The sequence below is a fragment of the Pedobacter soli genome (assembly GCF_900101435.1).
In the GTDB taxonomy this organism is placed as follows: domain Bacteria; phylum Bacteroidota; class Bacteroidia; order Sphingobacteriales; family Sphingobacteriaceae; genus Pedobacter; species Pedobacter soli.
In genome coordinates this window covers 564,046-582,438 of sequence record NZ_FMZH01000002.1, presented here as the reverse complement: position 1 = coordinate 582,438, position 18,393 = coordinate 564,046, and the positions used below count along the sequence as shown (strand labels likewise).

General features: G+C 39.7%; 12 protein-coding genes. 6 read left to right on the top strand and 6 right to left on the bottom strand.

Annotated elements, in window-relative coordinates:
- The first annotated feature begins 86 nt into the window (after nt 1-86).
- Nucleotides 87-1,418: a 30S ribosomal protein S12 methylthiotransferase RimO gene (gene rimO / locus BLR37_RS06410; RefSeq protein ID WP_090766026.1), complete on the top strand. Its 1,332-nt coding sequence runs from the start codon at nt 87-89 to the stop codon at nt 1,416-1,418.
- A 291-nt stretch (nt 1,419-1,709) separates the two neighbouring features.
- On the opposite strand, the gene BLR37_RS06405 is transcribed toward rimO, so the two are convergent.
- The 4 genes from BLR37_RS06405 to BLR37_RS06385 form a co-directional block, all read right to left on the bottom strand.
- On the bottom strand, nt 1,710-2,054 hold the full coding sequence (locus BLR37_RS06405) for a hypothetical protein (RefSeq protein ID WP_090766024.1): 345 nt from the start codon (nt 2,052-2,054) through the stop codon (nt 1,710-1,712).
- A gap of 673 nt (nt 2,055-2,727) precedes the next feature.
- The gene (locus BLR37_RS06395; protein ID WP_244154608.1) at nt 2,728-3,726 is read right to left on the bottom strand and encodes an NAD(P)H-dependent glycerol-3-phosphate dehydrogenase; all 999 of its coding nucleotides are present in this window, start codon (nt 3,724-3,726) and stop codon (nt 2,728-2,730) included.
- Nucleotides 3,727-3,800: 74 nt separating this feature from the next.
- A complete protein-coding gene (locus BLR37_RS06390; protein ID WP_090766018.1) occupies nt 3,801-5,141 on the bottom strand; it encodes an efflux RND transporter periplasmic adaptor subunit in 1,341 nt (446 codons plus the stop codon).
- Nucleotides 5,142-5,225: 84 nt separating this feature from the next.
- Nucleotides 5,226-6,584, bottom strand: coding sequence for a TolC family protein (locus BLR37_RS06385; protein ID WP_090766562.1), 1,359 nt, complete (start codon nt 6,582-6,584; stop codon nt 5,226-5,228).
- 73 nt (nt 6,585-6,657) lie between these two features.
- Here BLR37_RS06385 and BLR37_RS06380 point away from each other — a divergent pair, with 73 nt between their 5' ends.
- The 4 genes from BLR37_RS06380 to BLR37_RS06365 all read left to right on the top strand — a co-directional run bounded on the left by BLR37_RS06380 (nt 6,658) and on the right by BLR37_RS06365 (nt 13,639).
- Complete coding sequence (locus BLR37_RS06380) at nt 6,658-7,314, top strand: polysaccharide deacetylase family protein (protein WP_090766015.1); 657 nt, start codon at nt 6,658-6,660, stop codon at nt 7,312-7,314.
- 157 nt (nt 7,315-7,471) lie between these two features.
- Nucleotides 7,472-8,101 (top strand): hypothetical protein, encoded by a 630-nt coding sequence (locus BLR37_RS06375; RefSeq protein ID WP_143009545.1) that lies wholly within the window; start codon nt 7,472-7,474, stop codon nt 8,099-8,101.
- 298 nt (nt 8,102-8,399) lie between these two features.
- Entirely contained in the window at nt 8,400-11,165 is a 2,766-nt protein-coding gene (locus BLR37_RS06370) for a bifunctional aconitate hydratase 2/2-methylisocitrate dehydratase (RefSeq protein ID WP_039478958.1), read from the top strand.
- Between the two features lie 194 nt (nt 11,166-11,359).
- The gene (locus tag BLR37_RS06365; RefSeq protein WP_090766010.1) at nt 11,360-13,639 is read left to right on the top strand and encodes an aconitate hydratase; all 2,280 of its coding nucleotides are present in this window, start codon (nt 11,360-11,362) and stop codon (nt 13,637-13,639) included.
- Between the two features lie 220 nt (nt 13,640-13,859).
- On the opposite strand, the gene BLR37_RS06360 is transcribed toward BLR37_RS06365, so the two are convergent.
- The gene (locus tag BLR37_RS06360) at nt 13,860-14,303 is read right to left on the bottom strand and encodes a putative signal transducing protein (RefSeq protein ID WP_090766007.1); all 444 of its coding nucleotides are present in this window, start codon (nt 14,301-14,303) and stop codon (nt 13,860-13,862) included.
- Nucleotides 14,304-14,410: 107 nt separating this feature from the next.
- A complete protein-coding gene (locus BLR37_RS06355; protein WP_090766004.1) occupies nt 14,411-15,748 on the bottom strand; it encodes a GH1 family beta-glucosidase in 1,338 nt (445 codons plus the stop codon).
- A 100-nt stretch (nt 15,749-15,848) separates the two neighbouring features.
- Here BLR37_RS06355 and BLR37_RS06350 point away from each other — a divergent pair, with 100 nt between their 5' ends.
- A complete protein-coding gene (locus BLR37_RS06350) occupies nt 15,849-18,389 on the top strand; it encodes a PKD domain-containing protein (RefSeq protein WP_090766001.1) in 2,541 nt (846 codons plus the stop codon).
- Nucleotides 18,390-18,393: the final 4 nt, after the last annotated feature.

The window sequence follows — 18,393 nt, the reverse complement described above, 5'->3', positions numbered from 1 at the left end:
AATTTATTTCAGCATCTCTTGTTTAAGAAATAATTTAGGGTGACGATCTCCTTACTTTTAATAACAGTAAAGATTAAGTGTAAAAGATGAATACTAAAGTAGTACGCAGTAAAACAGCAATTAAACAACCTAAAATCAATGTGATAACTTTAGGTTGCTCTAAAAACATATACGATTCTGAAGTATTAATGGGTCAGTTGCGCGGCAACAACCTAAATGTTACCCACGAATCAGACAAAATGGGTAAAGATGATATCGTAGTAATTAATACCTGCGGTTTTATCGATAACGCCAAACAAGAATCAATTGATACCATCCTCCAATTTAGCGAGCTGAAAGAAGCTGGTAAAATTGGTAAGGTTGTGGTTACCGGTTGCCTTTCTGAACGTTATAAACCCGAACTGGAATCGGAAATTACCAACGTTGATGCCTTTTTTGGCACCAACGATTTACAAAACATCTTGCACGAGCTGGGTGCAAATTACAAACATGAGCTGATTGGCGAGCGTTTACTCACTACCCCATCTCACTTTGCTTATTTTAAAATTGCCGAAGGCTGTAACCGTCCATGTTCTTTCTGTGCCATTCCGCTAATGCGCGGTAAGCATATGAGCAAGCCGATGGAAGAATTGGTCAACGAAGCCAAAATACTGGCTAAAAATGGCACCAAAGAGCTGATCCTGATTGCGCAGGACCTTACCTACTACGGTTTGGATCTTTACGGTGTACGTAAACTGGATGAATTGATGCGCCGCTTATCAGATGTACCGGGTATTGAATGGATCCGCCTGCAATACGCCTACCCTTCTGGTTTCCCAATGGAAATTTTAGATGCCATGAACGAGCGCGATAACATCTGCAAATACCTGGATATGCCATTGCAGCACATTACCGATAATATGCTAAAATCAATGCGTCGTGGTACCACCAAACAGAAAACCATCGATCTGGTTAACCAGATTAGAGATAAGGTACCTAATATTGCCATGCGTACCACTTTAATATGCGGTTATCCGGGCGAAACAGAACGCGATTTTGAAGAGATGAAAGAATGGGTTGCCGAAACCAAATTTGATCGCCTGGGATGCTTTACCTACTCGCACGAAGAAAAAACACATGCCCATACACTGGTTGATGATGTTCCTGAAGAAGTAAAACAGCAACGCGTAGATGATATTATGGAAATACAGCAAGGTATTTCATTTGATATTAATCAGGAAAAAGTAGGCAAGACCTTTAAAGTACTGATTGATAAAAAAGAAGGCGATTTCTTTGTAGGCAGAACCGAATTCGATTCGCCTGAGGTAGATAATGAAGTATTAATTGATGCGGCTACAGGATATGCTGCCAACGGAAGCTTTGTGAATGTTAAGGTTGACAGAGCAGAAGATTTCGATTTGTACGGCACAATTGTTTAATAAAATATAACTGTTTAAAAATCCCGAAGGCTTGCTTTCGGGATTTTTAGTTTCAGGGCTATTGTGTTGATTCAACTCCTTATAATAAAAGCAGGATTTATCACAAGCCTTATTTTCCTTTAGAAGTTTGCCATATTGAGGATGGCGAAATGCTCGCTCTATGCACCATTAACCAATACACTTATAGTATCGTCATTGCGAGGAGGAACGACGAAGCAATCTTTTATATCAGCGAATCCTCATAGAGATTGCTTCGTCGGCTGAAAAAGCCTCCTCGCAATGACGAATAGTCTAATTTTTAGACGCTGGCCTGTCTTTAATCTGGCTTGGTTTTAACCAGATCTTAGCCCCTTTAGCATTTACATAATATTTTTCGTTCTTTCCGTTAATATAAACATCAGAACCGTCTGGTGCCATTTTACCTTTCCAGGTTTTATCGGCTACTTTAGAGCTGCCTTTTACGGCTACTTCGGCGGTTTTATTACCAACAGATTTAGCCCCTTTACTTATGGCTTTACCGGTATGATCTAATGCTTTACCAACCTCAGTTTTTTTCTTTTCTTGTGCGTTAACGCTAAGGGTTACACCGCCAATTAAGGCCATTGTTAATAAACCCATTACTAATTTCTTTTTCATGACAGCTATATTTTTTATTTAAACTGATAACAGCTGATGGTAACATTTGTTTTATTTCTGTTACATAGATATAAATAAAGTTTAAAATATATTTTTTTAAGCAGCCACGTGTAATTTAATAAGGATGTTTGGCGTGCTTAAAGGCCACAAAACTGATTTACAAGTAATTCTTATTCTTTTTTGAAGCGCAAGTGCAGCACCAAATATTAAAGCCTGTTCCTGTGCTCCGCTATATCCTTTCGCTGCGTTTCAGGGATGCCGCTGCGCCCACCCGCCTGCAACGGGCAGGGGGCTAAAAACACAGTTGTTGCAAAGCACAAAGTTCAGGATGTACCAGCAATTTGCAAAGCGCTGCCTGGTTTCTTAAACTGCCTTTTGTTAAATAAACCTTATTGCAGCGGTTATCCTTTTTGGTGCACTAACCAAAATGTTTCAACTAAGCCCTCACAAAAAGATAATAGCGAAAAGAAGGACTGCAGTAACCGATAAGCACAAAACCTGCTTTACAACTTTATGTTCACTAGCCTTTTTACTGCATTAAGATAGCCAGTCAAGCTGGCAATGACGTATAGTGTAGCGGGATTTGCAAAAGCTGTATCTACACGATAGCTGCGCTTCGGGGATGCCGCTGCGCCCAGGGCTAAGCACATTATAAAGTGCAGGTAAAGGCTGCTTAGTTCAACCTTTCGGCCAGTAGTTTCATCTCTATCTGCGGCGAACGTTTTTCGTAAATGATGCTGTGAACCGCCTTACAGATAGGCATATCAACATTATACTCCTGGTTTTTGATATGCATGCATTTTGCAGCATAGTAACCTTCGGCCACCATATTCATTTCTAACTGTGCCGATTTTACGGTGTACCCTTTACCCACCATATTACCAAAGGTTCGGTTGCGGCTAAATTGCGAGTAAGCAGTTACCAATAAATCGCCCAGGTAAGCCGATTCTTTAATATCGCGGTCAATGGGATGCACAACATCTACAAAGCGCTTAATTTCGCGTATGGCATTGCTAATGAGCACTGCCTGAAAATTATCGCCATAACCCAAACCATGGCAAATGCCACTAGCTACTGCATAAATATTTTTTAAAACCGCAGCATATTCGGTACCGAAAATATCATCAGAAACGTTGGTTTTAATGTAACGGGTATTTAAAATAGAGGCAAATGCCGCCGCTTTCACAATATCTGTGCAGGCTATGGTAAGGTAAGATAATTTCTCCAGGGCTACTTCTTCGGCATGGCATGGGCCGCTCACTACCAAAATATCGTGATACGGAATATGGTAATTCTGGTGCAAAAATTCGCCAATAATCAGGTTATCTTCAGGTACAATCCCTTTAATGGCCGATACTATTTTCTTGCCCTTTAAATCTTCGGGCGTTATAACCGAGAGTGTTTCTTTTAAAAAGGCTGCAGGAACATTTAAAATAACAAAATCGGCCGATTTTATAATCGAATTGATATCTGATGAGATATTATCCTGGTTGAGCTTTAACTCAACAGAACTGAGGTAATGCGGATTGTGCTTAAATTTTTTAATGTGCTCAATCGCTGTTTCATTACGCATCCACCAAAAAATCTCTTTCTCAGATAAATTATCTGCAAGCATTTTTACGATGGCAGTAGCCCAGCTCCCGCCCCCTATCATTGCTATTTTAGGTACCATGATTATAAAATAAAAATCCCGGTTTAATGTTTTAAACCGGGACAATTTAATTATTTATTATGGTTAAATATACCTTACTTCTTCGCGTCTTTGCTAAACAATTGGTCTTTAGATGTTTTTTCTACAACCATACCGTCTTTCAATTTGTTCTGAATGGCAGAATACGGACCGGTTACAATTTCGGCCCCAGCTTTAACACCCGATTTTACAATGATAAACTGATCGTTCTGAATACCTGTAGTAACCTCTGTTTTTTTAACCTTTTTGCTTTTAGCATCATAAGCATACACATATTGCTTAACCTTTTTATCGGTTAGTTTCGATTTTTGCTTATCGGTATTTTCCTGATTGCCCTGGTTATTATTATCGCTACCCGATTTTGCATTATCGGTAAATACCGCCTGGATCGGAATGGCCAATCCGGTTAACGATTCGCTTTCAATATCTACAGTTGCCGACATACCCGGACGGAAAATAGATTGCTGCTTGCCCTCCATTTCTTCACTGATCCTGATTTTTACCGAGAAATTGGTTACCTGATCTACCGATGTAGATGTTGTAGTTCCAACAGCTGTTGATGAACTTGCAATTTCGGTAACCACACCTCTGAATTTTTTATCTGAAAATGCATCCACTTCGATTGAAGCTTTATCGCCAACTTTAACACGGGTAATATCGTTCTCGTTTACATCAACGTTAACTTCCATTGATGAAAGGTTCGAAATACGCATAATCTCGGTACCTGCCATCTGCGAAGTTCCTAAAATACGGTCGCCCAACTCGATTGATAATTTAGAAACCACACCATCAACTGGTGCATAAATAGTGGTTTTAGCTAAGTTAGCACCTGCTTCTTTTACATTTGCTCCCGTTTGTTCTAAAGTAAATTTAGCACCGGTTACATTTTCTTTTGCACTTGCTAAATTTGCTTTAGCTGTTAAAAATGCGGCTTTAGCCGAATCGAACTCTGAAGCCGAAATTACTTTTTTATTGAAAAGCTCGACATTACGTTTGTAAGTTGCCTCAGCATTTACAAAGTTAGCCTGATTCTGGGCAAGTTGCTGTTGTGCCGCAGCTACACTGGCTTTCTGTGCATTAAAAGTAGCCACGGTTCTTTCGTAACCTGATTGCAATACATCCGGACGTACTTTACATAACAACTGGCCTGCTTTAACAATATCGCCTTCTTTTACTTTAAGTTCTACTACCTCGCCCGATACCTCCGAACTTAATTTAACTTCGGTTTCCGGCTGGATTTTACCACTGGCCGTAACTGTTTCAACAACAGTTTTATCTGATGCTTTTTCTGTAGTTACCTTTTCAGTTTTATCGCCACCAATTACACCAGCGAGTTTTAGTATAACCAGGAGCGCTATAATCGCAACTACGGTAATAATAATATGCTTCAGTTTCATAATTTATGTATTGTATTTCGTTTGTTTATTAAAGTTGTAATGTTTTAAAGTTGGAAGGTTTTAATGTTACCTTTTGCTTTAATCTTAAAAAGTAATTTGTTTACCTAAGTAATAGTCAATAACCTTAGCTCTAAAGATAAGATCGTATTTAGCTTGTATAAAATCGATCTCAGCTTTATTTCTGTTGGTTTGCGCTGTACTATAATCCAATGAGTTTACCAAACCTACGTTGTAACGTTGTTCAACTACATAAAAGGCATCTTTTTGCGCATTAAAAGCATTTTGTGTAGAAGTATATCGGCTTTCGGCAGCTTTTAAATCTGTCGTGGCCTGAAAAATAACTTTATTGAGGTTGTTCTTGGCCAATTGTTCCTGAACTAAGGTATTCTGGTAATTTATTTTTGCCTTTCTCACACTTGTACGGGCAGAAAAGCCATTGAAAATTGGAATCTGCAAACTCATGCCTATACTTTGTCCTAATCTTTGATTAATCTGGTCTGCAAATGAGGCCTGAGGTGTTAATCCGTTGTAGTTAAACTGATAAGAATATGAAGTATTTAATCCGGCACCCAGGCTTAACGAAGGTGAATATGCACCTTTTGCTACGGCAATGCCCTGTTTTGCGGCTAGCGATCTTAAATTAGCCAGCTTAATATCCGGAAAAATATTTAATGCATTATTGTAAATTTCTTCTGCACTCACGGCATTCGAAGCTGCTTTAATATTATCAATTAAAGGCGCTTGCACCACAAATTTTTGACTGGGTTGCATTTCCATTAACTGCCCTAAGGTTAGGTAGGAAATAGCAAGTGCATTTTGGGCATTTGTTAGGTTAAGTTCTGCAGTAGCAGCCTGAGATTTAGCCTGAGAAACATCGGCCAATGTTTTATTACCTGCATCAAGCAAAGCATTTTCGCGGGCCAGGGTTTTTCTGGCAATATCCAATTGTTCTTTAGAAGCACGTTCCAGATCGGTATTATACAACACCTGTAGGTAGGCATTAACAACATTTAAAATCAAATCATTTTTAACCTTTTCTATGTTGCTTTTATCGGCATCCAAAAGAATTTTGTTCTGTCTGATCTGGTTTATTTTCGTGAAACCCTGAAATACATCAACATTTGTACTTAAGTTACCACTGGTATATAATGATGTTTGATTGGTAACCTGGAAAGTTGTTTGATCCAAACCACGTCCAAATGTTAAATTCGGATTTACACTGGCGTTTAAATTTGGATAAACTGAATATTTTGATTGTGTTAAATTTTCCTCAGAAATAGCAGCGCTGAATTGAGCTTGTTTAATTGTCAGGTTATTTTTTAAGGTATTTTCAACAGCTTGCTGGATGGTGATTACTTGTTGGGCATTGACAATATTGACAAAACCGAGCGCAGCAACAAAAGTAAAACCGGTAATTAACTTCTTCTTGGTAAACATCTTCATAATTTGTTTCAAATCTATATAAACAACTTTAATAATTTCAATCTGTACAGGCATTTACTAACTTTGAGCTTAAATGTACCTGATCAAATCACCGCTTCTGCTAAAATGGTATTATCCATCATTGTTATGGAATAAATCCCGCACCGAAAAAGTTATTTATCTGACCTTTGACGATGGACCCATACCCAATGTTACAGATTTTGTATTAAAAACTTTAAAAGTCTTTAACGCAAAAGCTACATTTTTTTGCATCGGCGATAATATTGTAAAACATCCCGAAGTTTTTGAACGCTTAAAAGCCGACGGACATGCCATTGGCAACCACACTTTCAACCACTTAAAGGGCTGGAAAACCGACAATAAAACCTATCTCGAAAACACGCTAAAATGCCAGCAACTTACCCAAACCAATCTCTTTCGTCCACCTTACGGGAGAATCAAAAAGAGCCAGGTTCGGAGTTTGGAGTCGTTAGTTTGGAACCTGAACCCCAACGCCAAACTCCAAACTGAAAACTCCCAACTGCAAATCGTAATGTGGGACGTACTCAGCGGCGATTTCGACGTTAATCTTTCGCCCGAAAAATGCTTCCAAAATGTGATTAAACATACCGAAAATGGTTCTATAATTGTTTTTCACGATAGTTTAAAAGCATTTGATCGTTTGGCATACGCACTTCCAAAGGTTTTAGCCCATTTTACCGAAAAGGGTTTTACATTCGCTACGCTTTAGCCATTGCTATGCCAGAAGTTGCAGCGCTTACGCTAATGAGCTATAACAGGCTTTTAACCAGCTCATCAATTTTCTGCTGTTCAAAAACGGACAAAACTGTACGGAATTGAACGGTTATGGAAATCTACCACTTCAGGCATCAAATAAAAAAAGATTTATGAAACAATTTCGATTAATGCTTTATGTTTTAGTGTCCTCTTTTTCAATTTATTTTTTATCATGCCAAACTAAGCCGGATAAAAGTTTTGAACGCATTCCGGATAAGCTTTTAAAAACTGAAGATCTGATTAAGGGTATTTTACCAACAAGGCAATATGAATACTGGGCATGCTTTCGCCAAGATATGGGAGGAGTGCGTAATCCACAAACTGAAATCATTACTTCAAAAGGTAATATCTCAAAATTAATGAACATCAAGTTTAATACACCTAAATCTGGTTTCAAAAATCAAATGTGGCGCGGTTATTATTACATTGCATATATAGAAAAAGACAGCGTAAATTTAGTGACAAATGAGAAGCAGTTGATCCGGTTTCTGACTTCTGTCAACTCAATTGAAGAGGCATTACTTATTGCCAGCATTAAAGGCTTTGATGTCGATCATAACCGCCCCATTGGCAGCTCTTTCAAAAAAGTTAAAAACGGTTACGAATTGTACCTCGTAAAATTTCATAAATGCACAGTAAAAACTGAACCATTTAAAGTTTACATTGATACTCTGGGGAATTTAAAAGCAAAAAGCCTGGGCTTTTATTATGATGTTGATAGTAATACCTGTTTAGATTAATCATTCTTCTACTTTACAAAAGTTAAGATGAGGTAATAAATTTGATTGATTTTCCCAGAAGGTTTATCGTTTTTTATGACTTGCCATTAACATCAATTTTCGTAGTTTAGAACAATTCCAAATTGCGCAATTACCTGCTTTAATTCCATTTAAAGCTTGCTTTTTATTATTTTTGTTTTATCCAAAAATTCATTTTTTTGGGTTGATAACCACAAATTAATTACAAATAATAGTATTCTTTTGGGAAAGGTGTATTTTATTACGCAAAACTTAGCGAAAAAAGAATAAAATATCTAAGATGAGTATTTATAACGATTATATCCAGGAGATTGAAGAGAGAAAAAGCCAAGATCTTCACCCTAAACCTATTGATGGCGCCGAATTATTGAGCGAAATCATCGATCAGATTAAAAATGTAAATAATTTTAACAGGGCAGATGCTGTTAATTTTTTCATATACAATACCCTGCCGGGTACCACAGCTGCAGCGGGTGTTAAAGCCCAGTTTTTGAAAGAAATTATTGCAGGTGAAACTGTTGTTGCTGAAATTACACCTGATTTTGCTTTCGAACTGTTATCGCACATGAAGGGTGGTCCTTCTATTAAAGTTTTATTGGACATCGCTTTAGCTGACAATGGCGATAAAGCTAAAAAAGCAGCTGATGTGCTTAAAACACAGGTTTTCTTATACGATGCAGATACCGATCGTTTAAAAGAGGCTTACAACAATGGTAATGCCATTGCCAAAGAAATATTAGAAAGTTACGCAAAAGCCGAATTCTTTACTGAATTACCTGCTGTTGCCGAAGAAATTAAAGTAGTAACCTTTATTGCTGGTATTGGCGATATTTCTACCGATTTATTATCTCCGGGTAACCAGGCGCACTCACGTTCTGATCGTGAGTTACACGGTAAATGCATGATTACGCCAGAAGCACAACAGGCCATCAGAGACCTTCAGGCACAACATCCTGATAAAAGTGTAATGCTGGTAGCCGAAAAAGGCACCATGGGTGTAGGTTCTTCGCGTATGTCGGGTGTAAACAATGTGGCTCTTTGGACAGGTAAACAATCAAGTCCGTATGTTCCCTTTGTAAACATTGCCCCAATTGTGGGTGGTACCAATGGTATTTCGCCGATTTTCTTAACAACAGTTGATGTAACCGGTGGTATTGGTATCGACCTTAAAAACTGGGTAAAGAAAACTGATGAGAACGGCAATGTGGTACGCAATGAAAACGACGAACCGGTTTTAGAAGAGGTATATTCAGTAGCAACCGGAACTGTGCTAACGATTAATACCAAAACCAAAAAATTATATAACGGAGATCAGGAGCTAATTGATATCGCGAAAGCATTAACTCCTCAAAAAATGGAGTTTATCAAAGCCGGTGGTTCTTACGCTATCGTTTTCGGTAAAAAAATCCAAACATTTGCGGCCAAAACTTTAGGTATCGAAGCTCCGGTTGTATTTGCTCCGGCTAAAGAAGTTTCTGTTGAAGGACAGGGCTTAACAGCTGTAGAAAAAATATTCAACAGAAATGCGGTAGGTTTAACACCAGGTAAAGTACTACATGCTGGTTCTGATGTGCGTGTAGAGGTGAACATTGTAGGTTCGCAAGATACTACCGGTTTAATGACAGCTCAGGAATTAGAGGCCATGGCTGCTACAGTCATTTCTCCGATTGTTGATGGTGCTTACCAGTCAGGTTGCCACACTGCATCTGTTTGGGATAAAAAAGCGCAAGCCAATATTCCTAAACTGATGAAGTTTATGAATGATTTCGGTGTAATTACTGCTCGCGACCCTAAAGGTACTTATCATTCAATGACCGATGTTATTCACAAAGTATTGAACGACATTACTATTGATGAATGGGCAATCATCATCGGCGGTGACTCGCATACCCGTATGTCAAAAGGTGTGGCTTTCGGTGCCGATTCTGGTACTGTAGCATTAGCACTGGCCACTGGCGAGGCTTCTATGCCAATTCCTGAGTCGGTGAAAGTAACCTTCAAAGGTGCCATGAAAGAGCACATGGATTTCCGTGATGTGGTTCATGCTACGCAATTGCAAATGTTGCAGCAATTTGATGGCGAAAACGTATTCCAGGGCCGTATCATCGAGGTACACATCGGTACTTTACTGGCTGACCAGGCCTTTACCTTTACCGACTGGACTGCGGAGATGAAAGCCAAAGCATCTATCTGTATTTCTCAGGATGATACTTTAATCCAATCGCTGGAAATTGCTAAAAACCGTATTCAAATCATGATCGACAAAGGTATGGACAACCATAACCAGGTGCTTCAGGGATTGATTAACAAAGCAAACAAACGTATTGAAGAAATTAAAACGGGTATTAAACCTGCTTTAACACCAGATGACAATGCTAAATATTATGCCGAAGTAGTAATTGACCTGGATTTAATCAACGAACCGATGATTGCCGATCCGGATGTAAATAACGCCGATGTATCTAAACGTTATACTCACGATACCATCAGAGATTTAACTTACTACGGTGGCGATAAAAAAGTAGACCTTGGTTTCGTAGGTTCTTGCATGGTACACAAAGACGATTTAAAAATCGTTTCTCAACTGTTAAAAAACGTAGAGAACCAAACCGGTAAAGTAGAATTTAAAGCGCCATTGGTAGTTGCTGCTCCTACTTACAATATTATTGATGAGTTGAAAGCAGAAGGCGACTGGGAATACTTACAAAAATACTCTGGATTTGAGTTCAGCGATGCACTTCCTAAAAGCGTAGCCCGTACCGAATATGAAAACATCATGTATTTAGAGCGTCCGGGTTGTAACTTATGTATGGGTAACCAGGAGAAAGCTGCTAAAGGCGATACCGTAATGGCTACTTCTACACGTTTATTCCAGGGTCGTGTGGTAGAAGACAGAGATGGTAAAAAAGGTGAGTCTTTACTGGCTTCTACACCAGTAGTTGTACTTTCGGCTATCTTAGGTCGTATTCCAAGCATCGAAGAATACAAAGTAGCGGTAGAAGGCATTAACTTAACCAAGTTTACCCCTATCTCTACAAAACAGTAGGAAACAAAAAAACATATTAATTGTTAAATAACAGAAGAGGCTATCCGAGACAATCAGGTAGCCTTTTCTTTTGCAGAAAGTATTGCATAGAATGGTTTTAAATAACAGATTATGACAAATCTTAAAAATAACTGTGTTTAAAATTGTTTAATTTAGATAGTACCTTATTGACAATAATTATAAAAAATTAAAGTATGGCTTTTGATATAGACATGATTAAAAAGGTGTATGCAAACTTTGGTAGCCGCGTTGAGGCGGCACGTAAAGTTGTAGGCAGACCTTTAACCTTATCTGAAAAAATATTGTATGCACACCTTTGGGATGGAGATCCTAAAACGGCATTTAAACGTGGTGCTGACTATGTAGATTTTGCACCAGACCGCGTAGCGATGCAAGATGCTACAGCCCAAATGGCTTTATTGCAGTTTATGCAGGCGGGGCGCCCGCAGGTTGCGGTTCCTTCAACCGTGCATTGTGATCACTTAATCACGGCTAAAGAAGGTGCTGCCATAGATTTACCTCATGCCAGAACAGAAAGTGCAGAAGTTTTTGATTTCTTATCATCTGTATCCAATAAATATGGTATCGGTTTCTGGAGACCAGGAGCAGGTATTATCCACCAGGTTGTTTTAGAAAACTATGCTTTCCCCGGAGGGATGATGATTGGTACCGACTCGCACACGGTAAACGCCGGCGGTTTAGGCATGGTAGCCATTGGCGTTGGTGGTGCCGATGCCTGCGATGTAATGGCTGGTTTACCATGGGAGCTAAAATTCCCTAAGTTAATTGGGGTAAAGCTAACGGGCAAATTAAACGGCTGGACTGCCGCAAAAGATGTGATTCTGAAAGTTGCGGGTATTTTAACCGTAAAGGGCGGTACCGGAGCAATTGTTGAATATTTTGGCGATGGTGCTACATCAATGAGCTGTACCGGTAAAGGTACCATTTGTAATATGGGGGCCGAAATTGGTGCAACCACTTCTACTTTTGGTTACGACGAAAGTATGGAGCGTTATCTGCGCGCCACAAACAGAAACGAAGTAGCAGATGAGGCCAACAAAATTGCAGCTTATTTAACCGGCGACCCTGAAGTTTATGCCGATCCTGAAAATTACTTCGATCAGGTTATTGAGATCGATTTAGATACTTTAGAACCTTATTTAAATGGTCCTTTTACACCAGATTTAGCTACTCCGGTTTCGCAAATGAAAACTGAAGCGGAGAAAAATGGCTGGCCTTTAAAAGTAGAATGGGGCTTAATTGGTTCTTGTACCAACTCTTCTTACGAAGATTTATCGAGAGCAGCTTCTATTGCCAACCAGGCTATTGCCAAAGGTTTGGTAACCAAAGCTGAGTTTGGTATTAATCCAGGCTCTGAGCAAGTACGTTACACTGCAGATCGCGATGGTTATTTAAAAACTTTCGAAGATTTAAATGCGACGATCTTTACCAATGCCTGCGGACCATGTATTGGTATGTGGGACCGTACAGGTGCAGAGAAAGCAGAAAAAAACACCATTGTACACTCGTTTAACAGAAACTTTGCTAAACGTGCAGATGGTAATCCGAATACTTATGCTTTTGTAGCTTCGCCAGAAATGGTTGCCGCCATTGCCATTTCGGGTAATTTAGGTTTTAACCCACTAACCGATACTTTAACCAACGATAAAGGTGAACAGGTTAAATTAGACCCTCCTACCGGTTACGAGCTACCAACCAAAGGTTTCGCTGTAGAAGATGCAGGTTTCCAGGCACCGGCTGCCGATGGTTCAAAAGTACAGGTTTTGGTTTCGCCCACTTCGCACCGTTTGCAATTGCTGGATCCGTTCGCTCCATGGGAAGGTACCGACCTTAAAGGCCTAAAACTATTAATAAAAGCTAAAGGTAAATGTACTACCGACCACATTTCGATGGCTGGTCCTTGGTTAAAATTCCGTGGTCACCTGGATAACATTTCTAACAACATGTTAATCGGTGCAGTAAATTATTTTAACGATAAAACGGATACTGTTAAAAACGAATTAACCGGTGAGTACGGACCTGTTCCGGCTACACAGCGCGATTATAAAGCCGCTGGTTTAGGTTCAATTGTAGTGGGTGATGAAAATTACGGTGAAGGCTCATCACGCGAGCATGCAGCAATGGAACCTCGTCATTTAGGTGTACGTGCGGTATTGGTTAAATCTTTTGCCCGTATCCACGAAACCAACCTTAAAAAACAAGGTATGCTGGGCTTAACCTTTGCCGATAAAGACGATTACGATAAAATCTTAGAAGACGATACGATCGACATTTTAGGCTTAACGGAGTTTGCTCCTGATAAACCGTTAACATTGGTATTGCACCATGCTGATGGCACTACCGAGCAGTTCCCGGTTAACCACAGTTACAATGCGCAACAAATAGACTGGTTTAAAGCTGGTGGTGCGTTAAATATCATCAGGGCTGAAGCTGCTGCAAAAGCTGCACTTTAGTCGGAAAGTCTGGAGTCGGAAGTCCGAAGTCTGGATGTAAAATATCAATCCCGTTCTGTTAAATCAGAACGGGATTTTTTGTTTTTGGTCAGTAAAAGAAGTAGAGCAAATTAAACACCCCGTCCTTACGGACACCCCTCTTGCAGAGGGGAATTACATCGCGCATAAAAAAGCAGTCATTCACGCTCTGCGGTTAAATTGACGGTGTAAAAAAATAGAATTACACTCTTTCAAACTCATTTCCACAATCATAACAGTGGTAACATTTATTGGCCTGAATTGGTGTAGTAAGGGTTAAAAAAGCCAATATAGTTGCCCATACACTGTGTTTTTTATTGGTAGCCATGCCATAGCTTACGTTTTTAGATCCGCAATTGGTGCAGTCAACAGCGCTTACTTCTTCTTCTGTTTCATCAGCTTCATCTGCATATTCGTAAACCATGTTGCTGTGATCTTCGGCCAGCAAAGTATTAATGGCTTCCACATCACGCTCAAAAACAATCAGTTTAACGCCGCCTATGGCCTGGTTATAAAGCGGCTGAATGGTAGAAACATTTTCATCGGCCAGAAAGCATGAAAAACCACTGTCTTCCAATCTGGCTTTAATAATATTGGCCTCGATGGGATTGTAATAGGTACTGTAAACTATGGTTCTGTCGTTCATGAGTGAGTTTTATGGTTAGCGAAAATTTTAAGTCTCTGTTAAGATAAAGATTTCCAGCATTTGTTACCAAAAACTTACTTGTAATATTTAGATAGCTTCCCAAAAGTCTAAACTTTTAAAAACTCCTGCCACCAATAGCCAGAGTACTTTATCGTTCGTTTCTGGGTATGAAAATCGGTATAAACCAAACCAAAGCGTGCATTAAAACCTTCTGCCCACTCAAAATTATCCATCAGTGTCCAGGCCATATAACCGGTAATGTTAATGCCTTCGTTTTTAGCCTTTAGCAGTGCGGCCAGGTAAAGTTTAAAATAATCGATGCGCTCAGCATCAACAATATTTCCATTACTTAGCTTATCGTGATAGGCCGCACCATTTTCGGTAATCATGATGTTTTTAATATTGGGATAGCTGGCAAACTGTTTTACAATATTGTAAAAGCTATCGGCATTTATTTCCCAACCCATAGCGGTATGCGGCTTTTTCCGGCCTTTGGCTTTCACTTCCCAGGCCTGTATTACCGGGATAAAGGCATTGTATTTTACGGTTAAAGGAAAATAATTTTGCAGGCCGATAAAATCAAAATCAAACTTCATCCTGTCCTGCAGTCGCCAGGTACCATATTCCATCTGAAATTTCTCGAGCACATCCCAATCGGCAGTTGGAAAGCCCACGCCCTGGGCAGGCTCAACAAATAAACGGTTCATTAAACAATCTACCCTTTTGGCAGCCAGTATATCGTTATCACTCTGGGTATAGGGAAGTATTTCGGAGCAGGAATAGGTTGTACCAATATTGGCTTTGGCTACCTCAGCACGTAAAATTTTACCACCTTCGGCCTGTGCTAAGGCGGTATGCAAAACTGCGGGAAAGAAATTGCTTAGACCCGTTTTACCAGGCGCATGTACACCCAGCATATAGCCCAGAGAAGTGTAACCAAAAGGTTCGTTCAGTACAATCCAGTTTTTTACTTTATCGCCATATTCAAGTGCACAAATGCTCACAAAAGCATTAAAGGCAGCATTAATGCTAAAGCTGGTCCAGCCGCCTTCATCTTCAAGCGCCTGGGGTAAATCCCAATGGTAGAGCGTAACATAAGGAATAATGCCCTGAGTAAGGCATTCATCAATCAGGTTATGGTAAAAGCGAATGCCTTCCTGATTAATTTCCCCCCTGCCCAGTGGTAAAATCCTCGACCAGGCAATTGAGAACCTGAACACCTTAAAGCCAAGCAGTTTTACCAGTGCAACATCCTCCACATAGCGGTGATAGAAATCGCAGGCCGGATCTAATTTATGGTTTCGTTTTATTTTACCGCTTTTTGCCGCAAAGGTATCCCATATAGAAGGCCCTTTGCCATACTGGTTTGTTGCACCTTCTATTTGTGCCGCAGCCGCAGCCACACCCCAGGTAAAGTTCTGACCAAAATCGCTTGCCTTAATCATTTGCTATGCATTAGTTGCCATAAGTTGCAAGTTTAATATTAACAAATCATTAACAATCAAAATGATTCGAAATGAATGCAATTTTTAATATTTTTACGATATGCGCTTTTCATTACTTCTCACGTTTTTGGTATCACTAAATCTTTCTGTCTTTGGAAAGTTTGCACCTCCTGTGAATGATGAACTGATAAACGCCATCAATATTACCAATACAAGTGCTTATTGTAGTGGTGATGCCGAATTTAACAATCTGGAAGCCACTTCAAGTAACTATAATAAAGCTTTAAGCTGGCCTGCCGTTGGCAAAGATGTTTGGTTTAAGTTTACGGCATCTAAATTCGATGTAAATATTTCTGTTACCGGAAAAATCAATGCTAACGATGCAAATACTTTAGTTAATCCCCTGGTTGCCCTGTACTCATTTGATGCCACAACAGGCTCTATAAGCGAGCTCCCCGGCACGGTGGCCACATCAAATAATGTTAGTTCGTTATACAAAGGCGCTTTAAGCGTGGGACAAGTTTATTATGTTAGGGTAAGCGCGAATAATGATGCGACCGGTACTTTTAAACTTTGTATCGATAATTATTTCCCACCCATAAAACCAGGACAGGATTGCGGAACGTTTTCGGTACTGTGCACAAAAGAAACCTTTACCCAGTTAAATGTTAGCGGTACGGGAGCAAATAATCACGAATCAGCCGGAACTTGCCTGGGTACAGAATCTAACTCTGCCTGGTATATGTTTAAGGCCGCCAAACCCGGCGATTTTACTTTTGTAATAACGCCAACAGTTACCACGAACGATATTGACTGGATTTTTTATGATTTAGGAGTGAATGGCGATTGTAGTAAAATAAGTGCCGCAACTGCCATACGTTGTGCATCGGGTAGTGGCGTAACTTGTAGCCCTTCTTATTATAAAACCGGATTGAGCATGACAGAAACCGATTTAACCGAGTCATCTGGCTGCCCACCCGGTCAAAATGGTTTTGTAAAATATGTCGAGCTTGAGCAAGACCATGTTTACGCCATACTTATTGATAATTTTTCTTCAGGAAACAATGGTTTTACCTTAGAATTTGATGGTACCGCTGATTTCGCAGGCCCAACTGCCGAAATTGATGTTCAGAAAATAAATCCCTGTACGGATAGTCAGGCCTATATTTTTGAAAGTAAAGCCACTAATTTCGCTTCCTTAAAATGGTCGTTTGGTGAGGGGGCAAGTTTGGCATCGGCTAACACAGCCGGTCCTTTTACCATCACTTATAATACCCCGGGAGAGAAGGTTGTAGTTTTAGAAGCAAAGGGTACAAATGGCTGTAATGTAGTAACTACCCAAACTTTTATTGTAGCAAATACACCTGCTAAACCAGCGATAACCGCTTCAAAGGTTAATTTATGCCAGGGAGATGTGTTAAAGTTATCAACGCCGTTTTTAAATTTAGCTACCTACCACTGGTCGGGGCCAAATGGTTATACTTCTGAAGTTCAAAACCCCGAAATTCCGGCCACAGGACCGGAAATAATTGGCACATATAAGCTTTACGTTCAGGTTGGGGATTGTGTGAGTGAGGTAAATTCTGTCGATATTTTATCTGTCGATTTAAAGCCTGAAGCCGAATTTTCAATTGTTGTTAACAATAAATGCGAGCCAGATCAGACCTTCTCGTTCGTTAACACTTCTAAAAATTATACAAAACTCACCTGGGATTTTGGCCCGGACATAAAAAGCCAGCTGGCCACCGCTAACGACAGTAAAATTTTAACTTTTGCATCAACCGGGCTTAAAACAATCACTTTAACGGTTGAAACCAATAATGGCTGTATTTCTACGGTTAACAAAGATATTTTGGTTGAAATAAAGCCCGAAAAACCTGAGATTAGCATGAATCAACCTTTATTTTGCATTAAAGATGTGATCAGGTTATCGGTACCCGAACAGGCTGGCATAACTTATGCCTGGAGCGGACCAAACAATTATAGCGCAACCACAAATGCGATAGAGATTCCCATTACAGACTTTAATCAGGCAGGAAGATATGAGGTTGTATTAACCTCAGGAACCTGTAGCTCCGACCCTGCCAGTATTATTGTTCCACCTATTGCCAAAATTCCGGTTGCTAATTTTTATACCGACCCCACCTTTAATACCAAATTTGCGGCTCCCATCCCTATAACGTTTACCAATACATCGCTTTATGGCGATTTTTTTGAGTGGAATTTTGGCGATGGCCTTATTTCAACAGAACAAAACCCTACACATATATTTCAAAGTGAAGGAGTATTCAGCATTACTTTAACTGCATTTTCTAAAAATGGCTGTTCAAATTCAGTTACCCAGGGCGATTTAACCATCAAAAAAAATGCATCTACATTTGTTCCAAACGCTTTCTCTCCAAATGGCGATGGGATTAACGATGAATTGATTATTGGTATAACCAACCTCAAGAAATATTGTGTTCAAATTTATAACCGTCTGGGTAACCAGGTTTTCTTTACCGATAACATATTTGAAAACTGGAATGGTACTTTTAAAGGCAATCCGCTACCTGTTGGTGTGTATTATTACGTAATACTTGGCACTAACATCGCCAATAACAGTGTTAAATATTCGGGTTCGGTAACGTTGATCAGGTAATCAG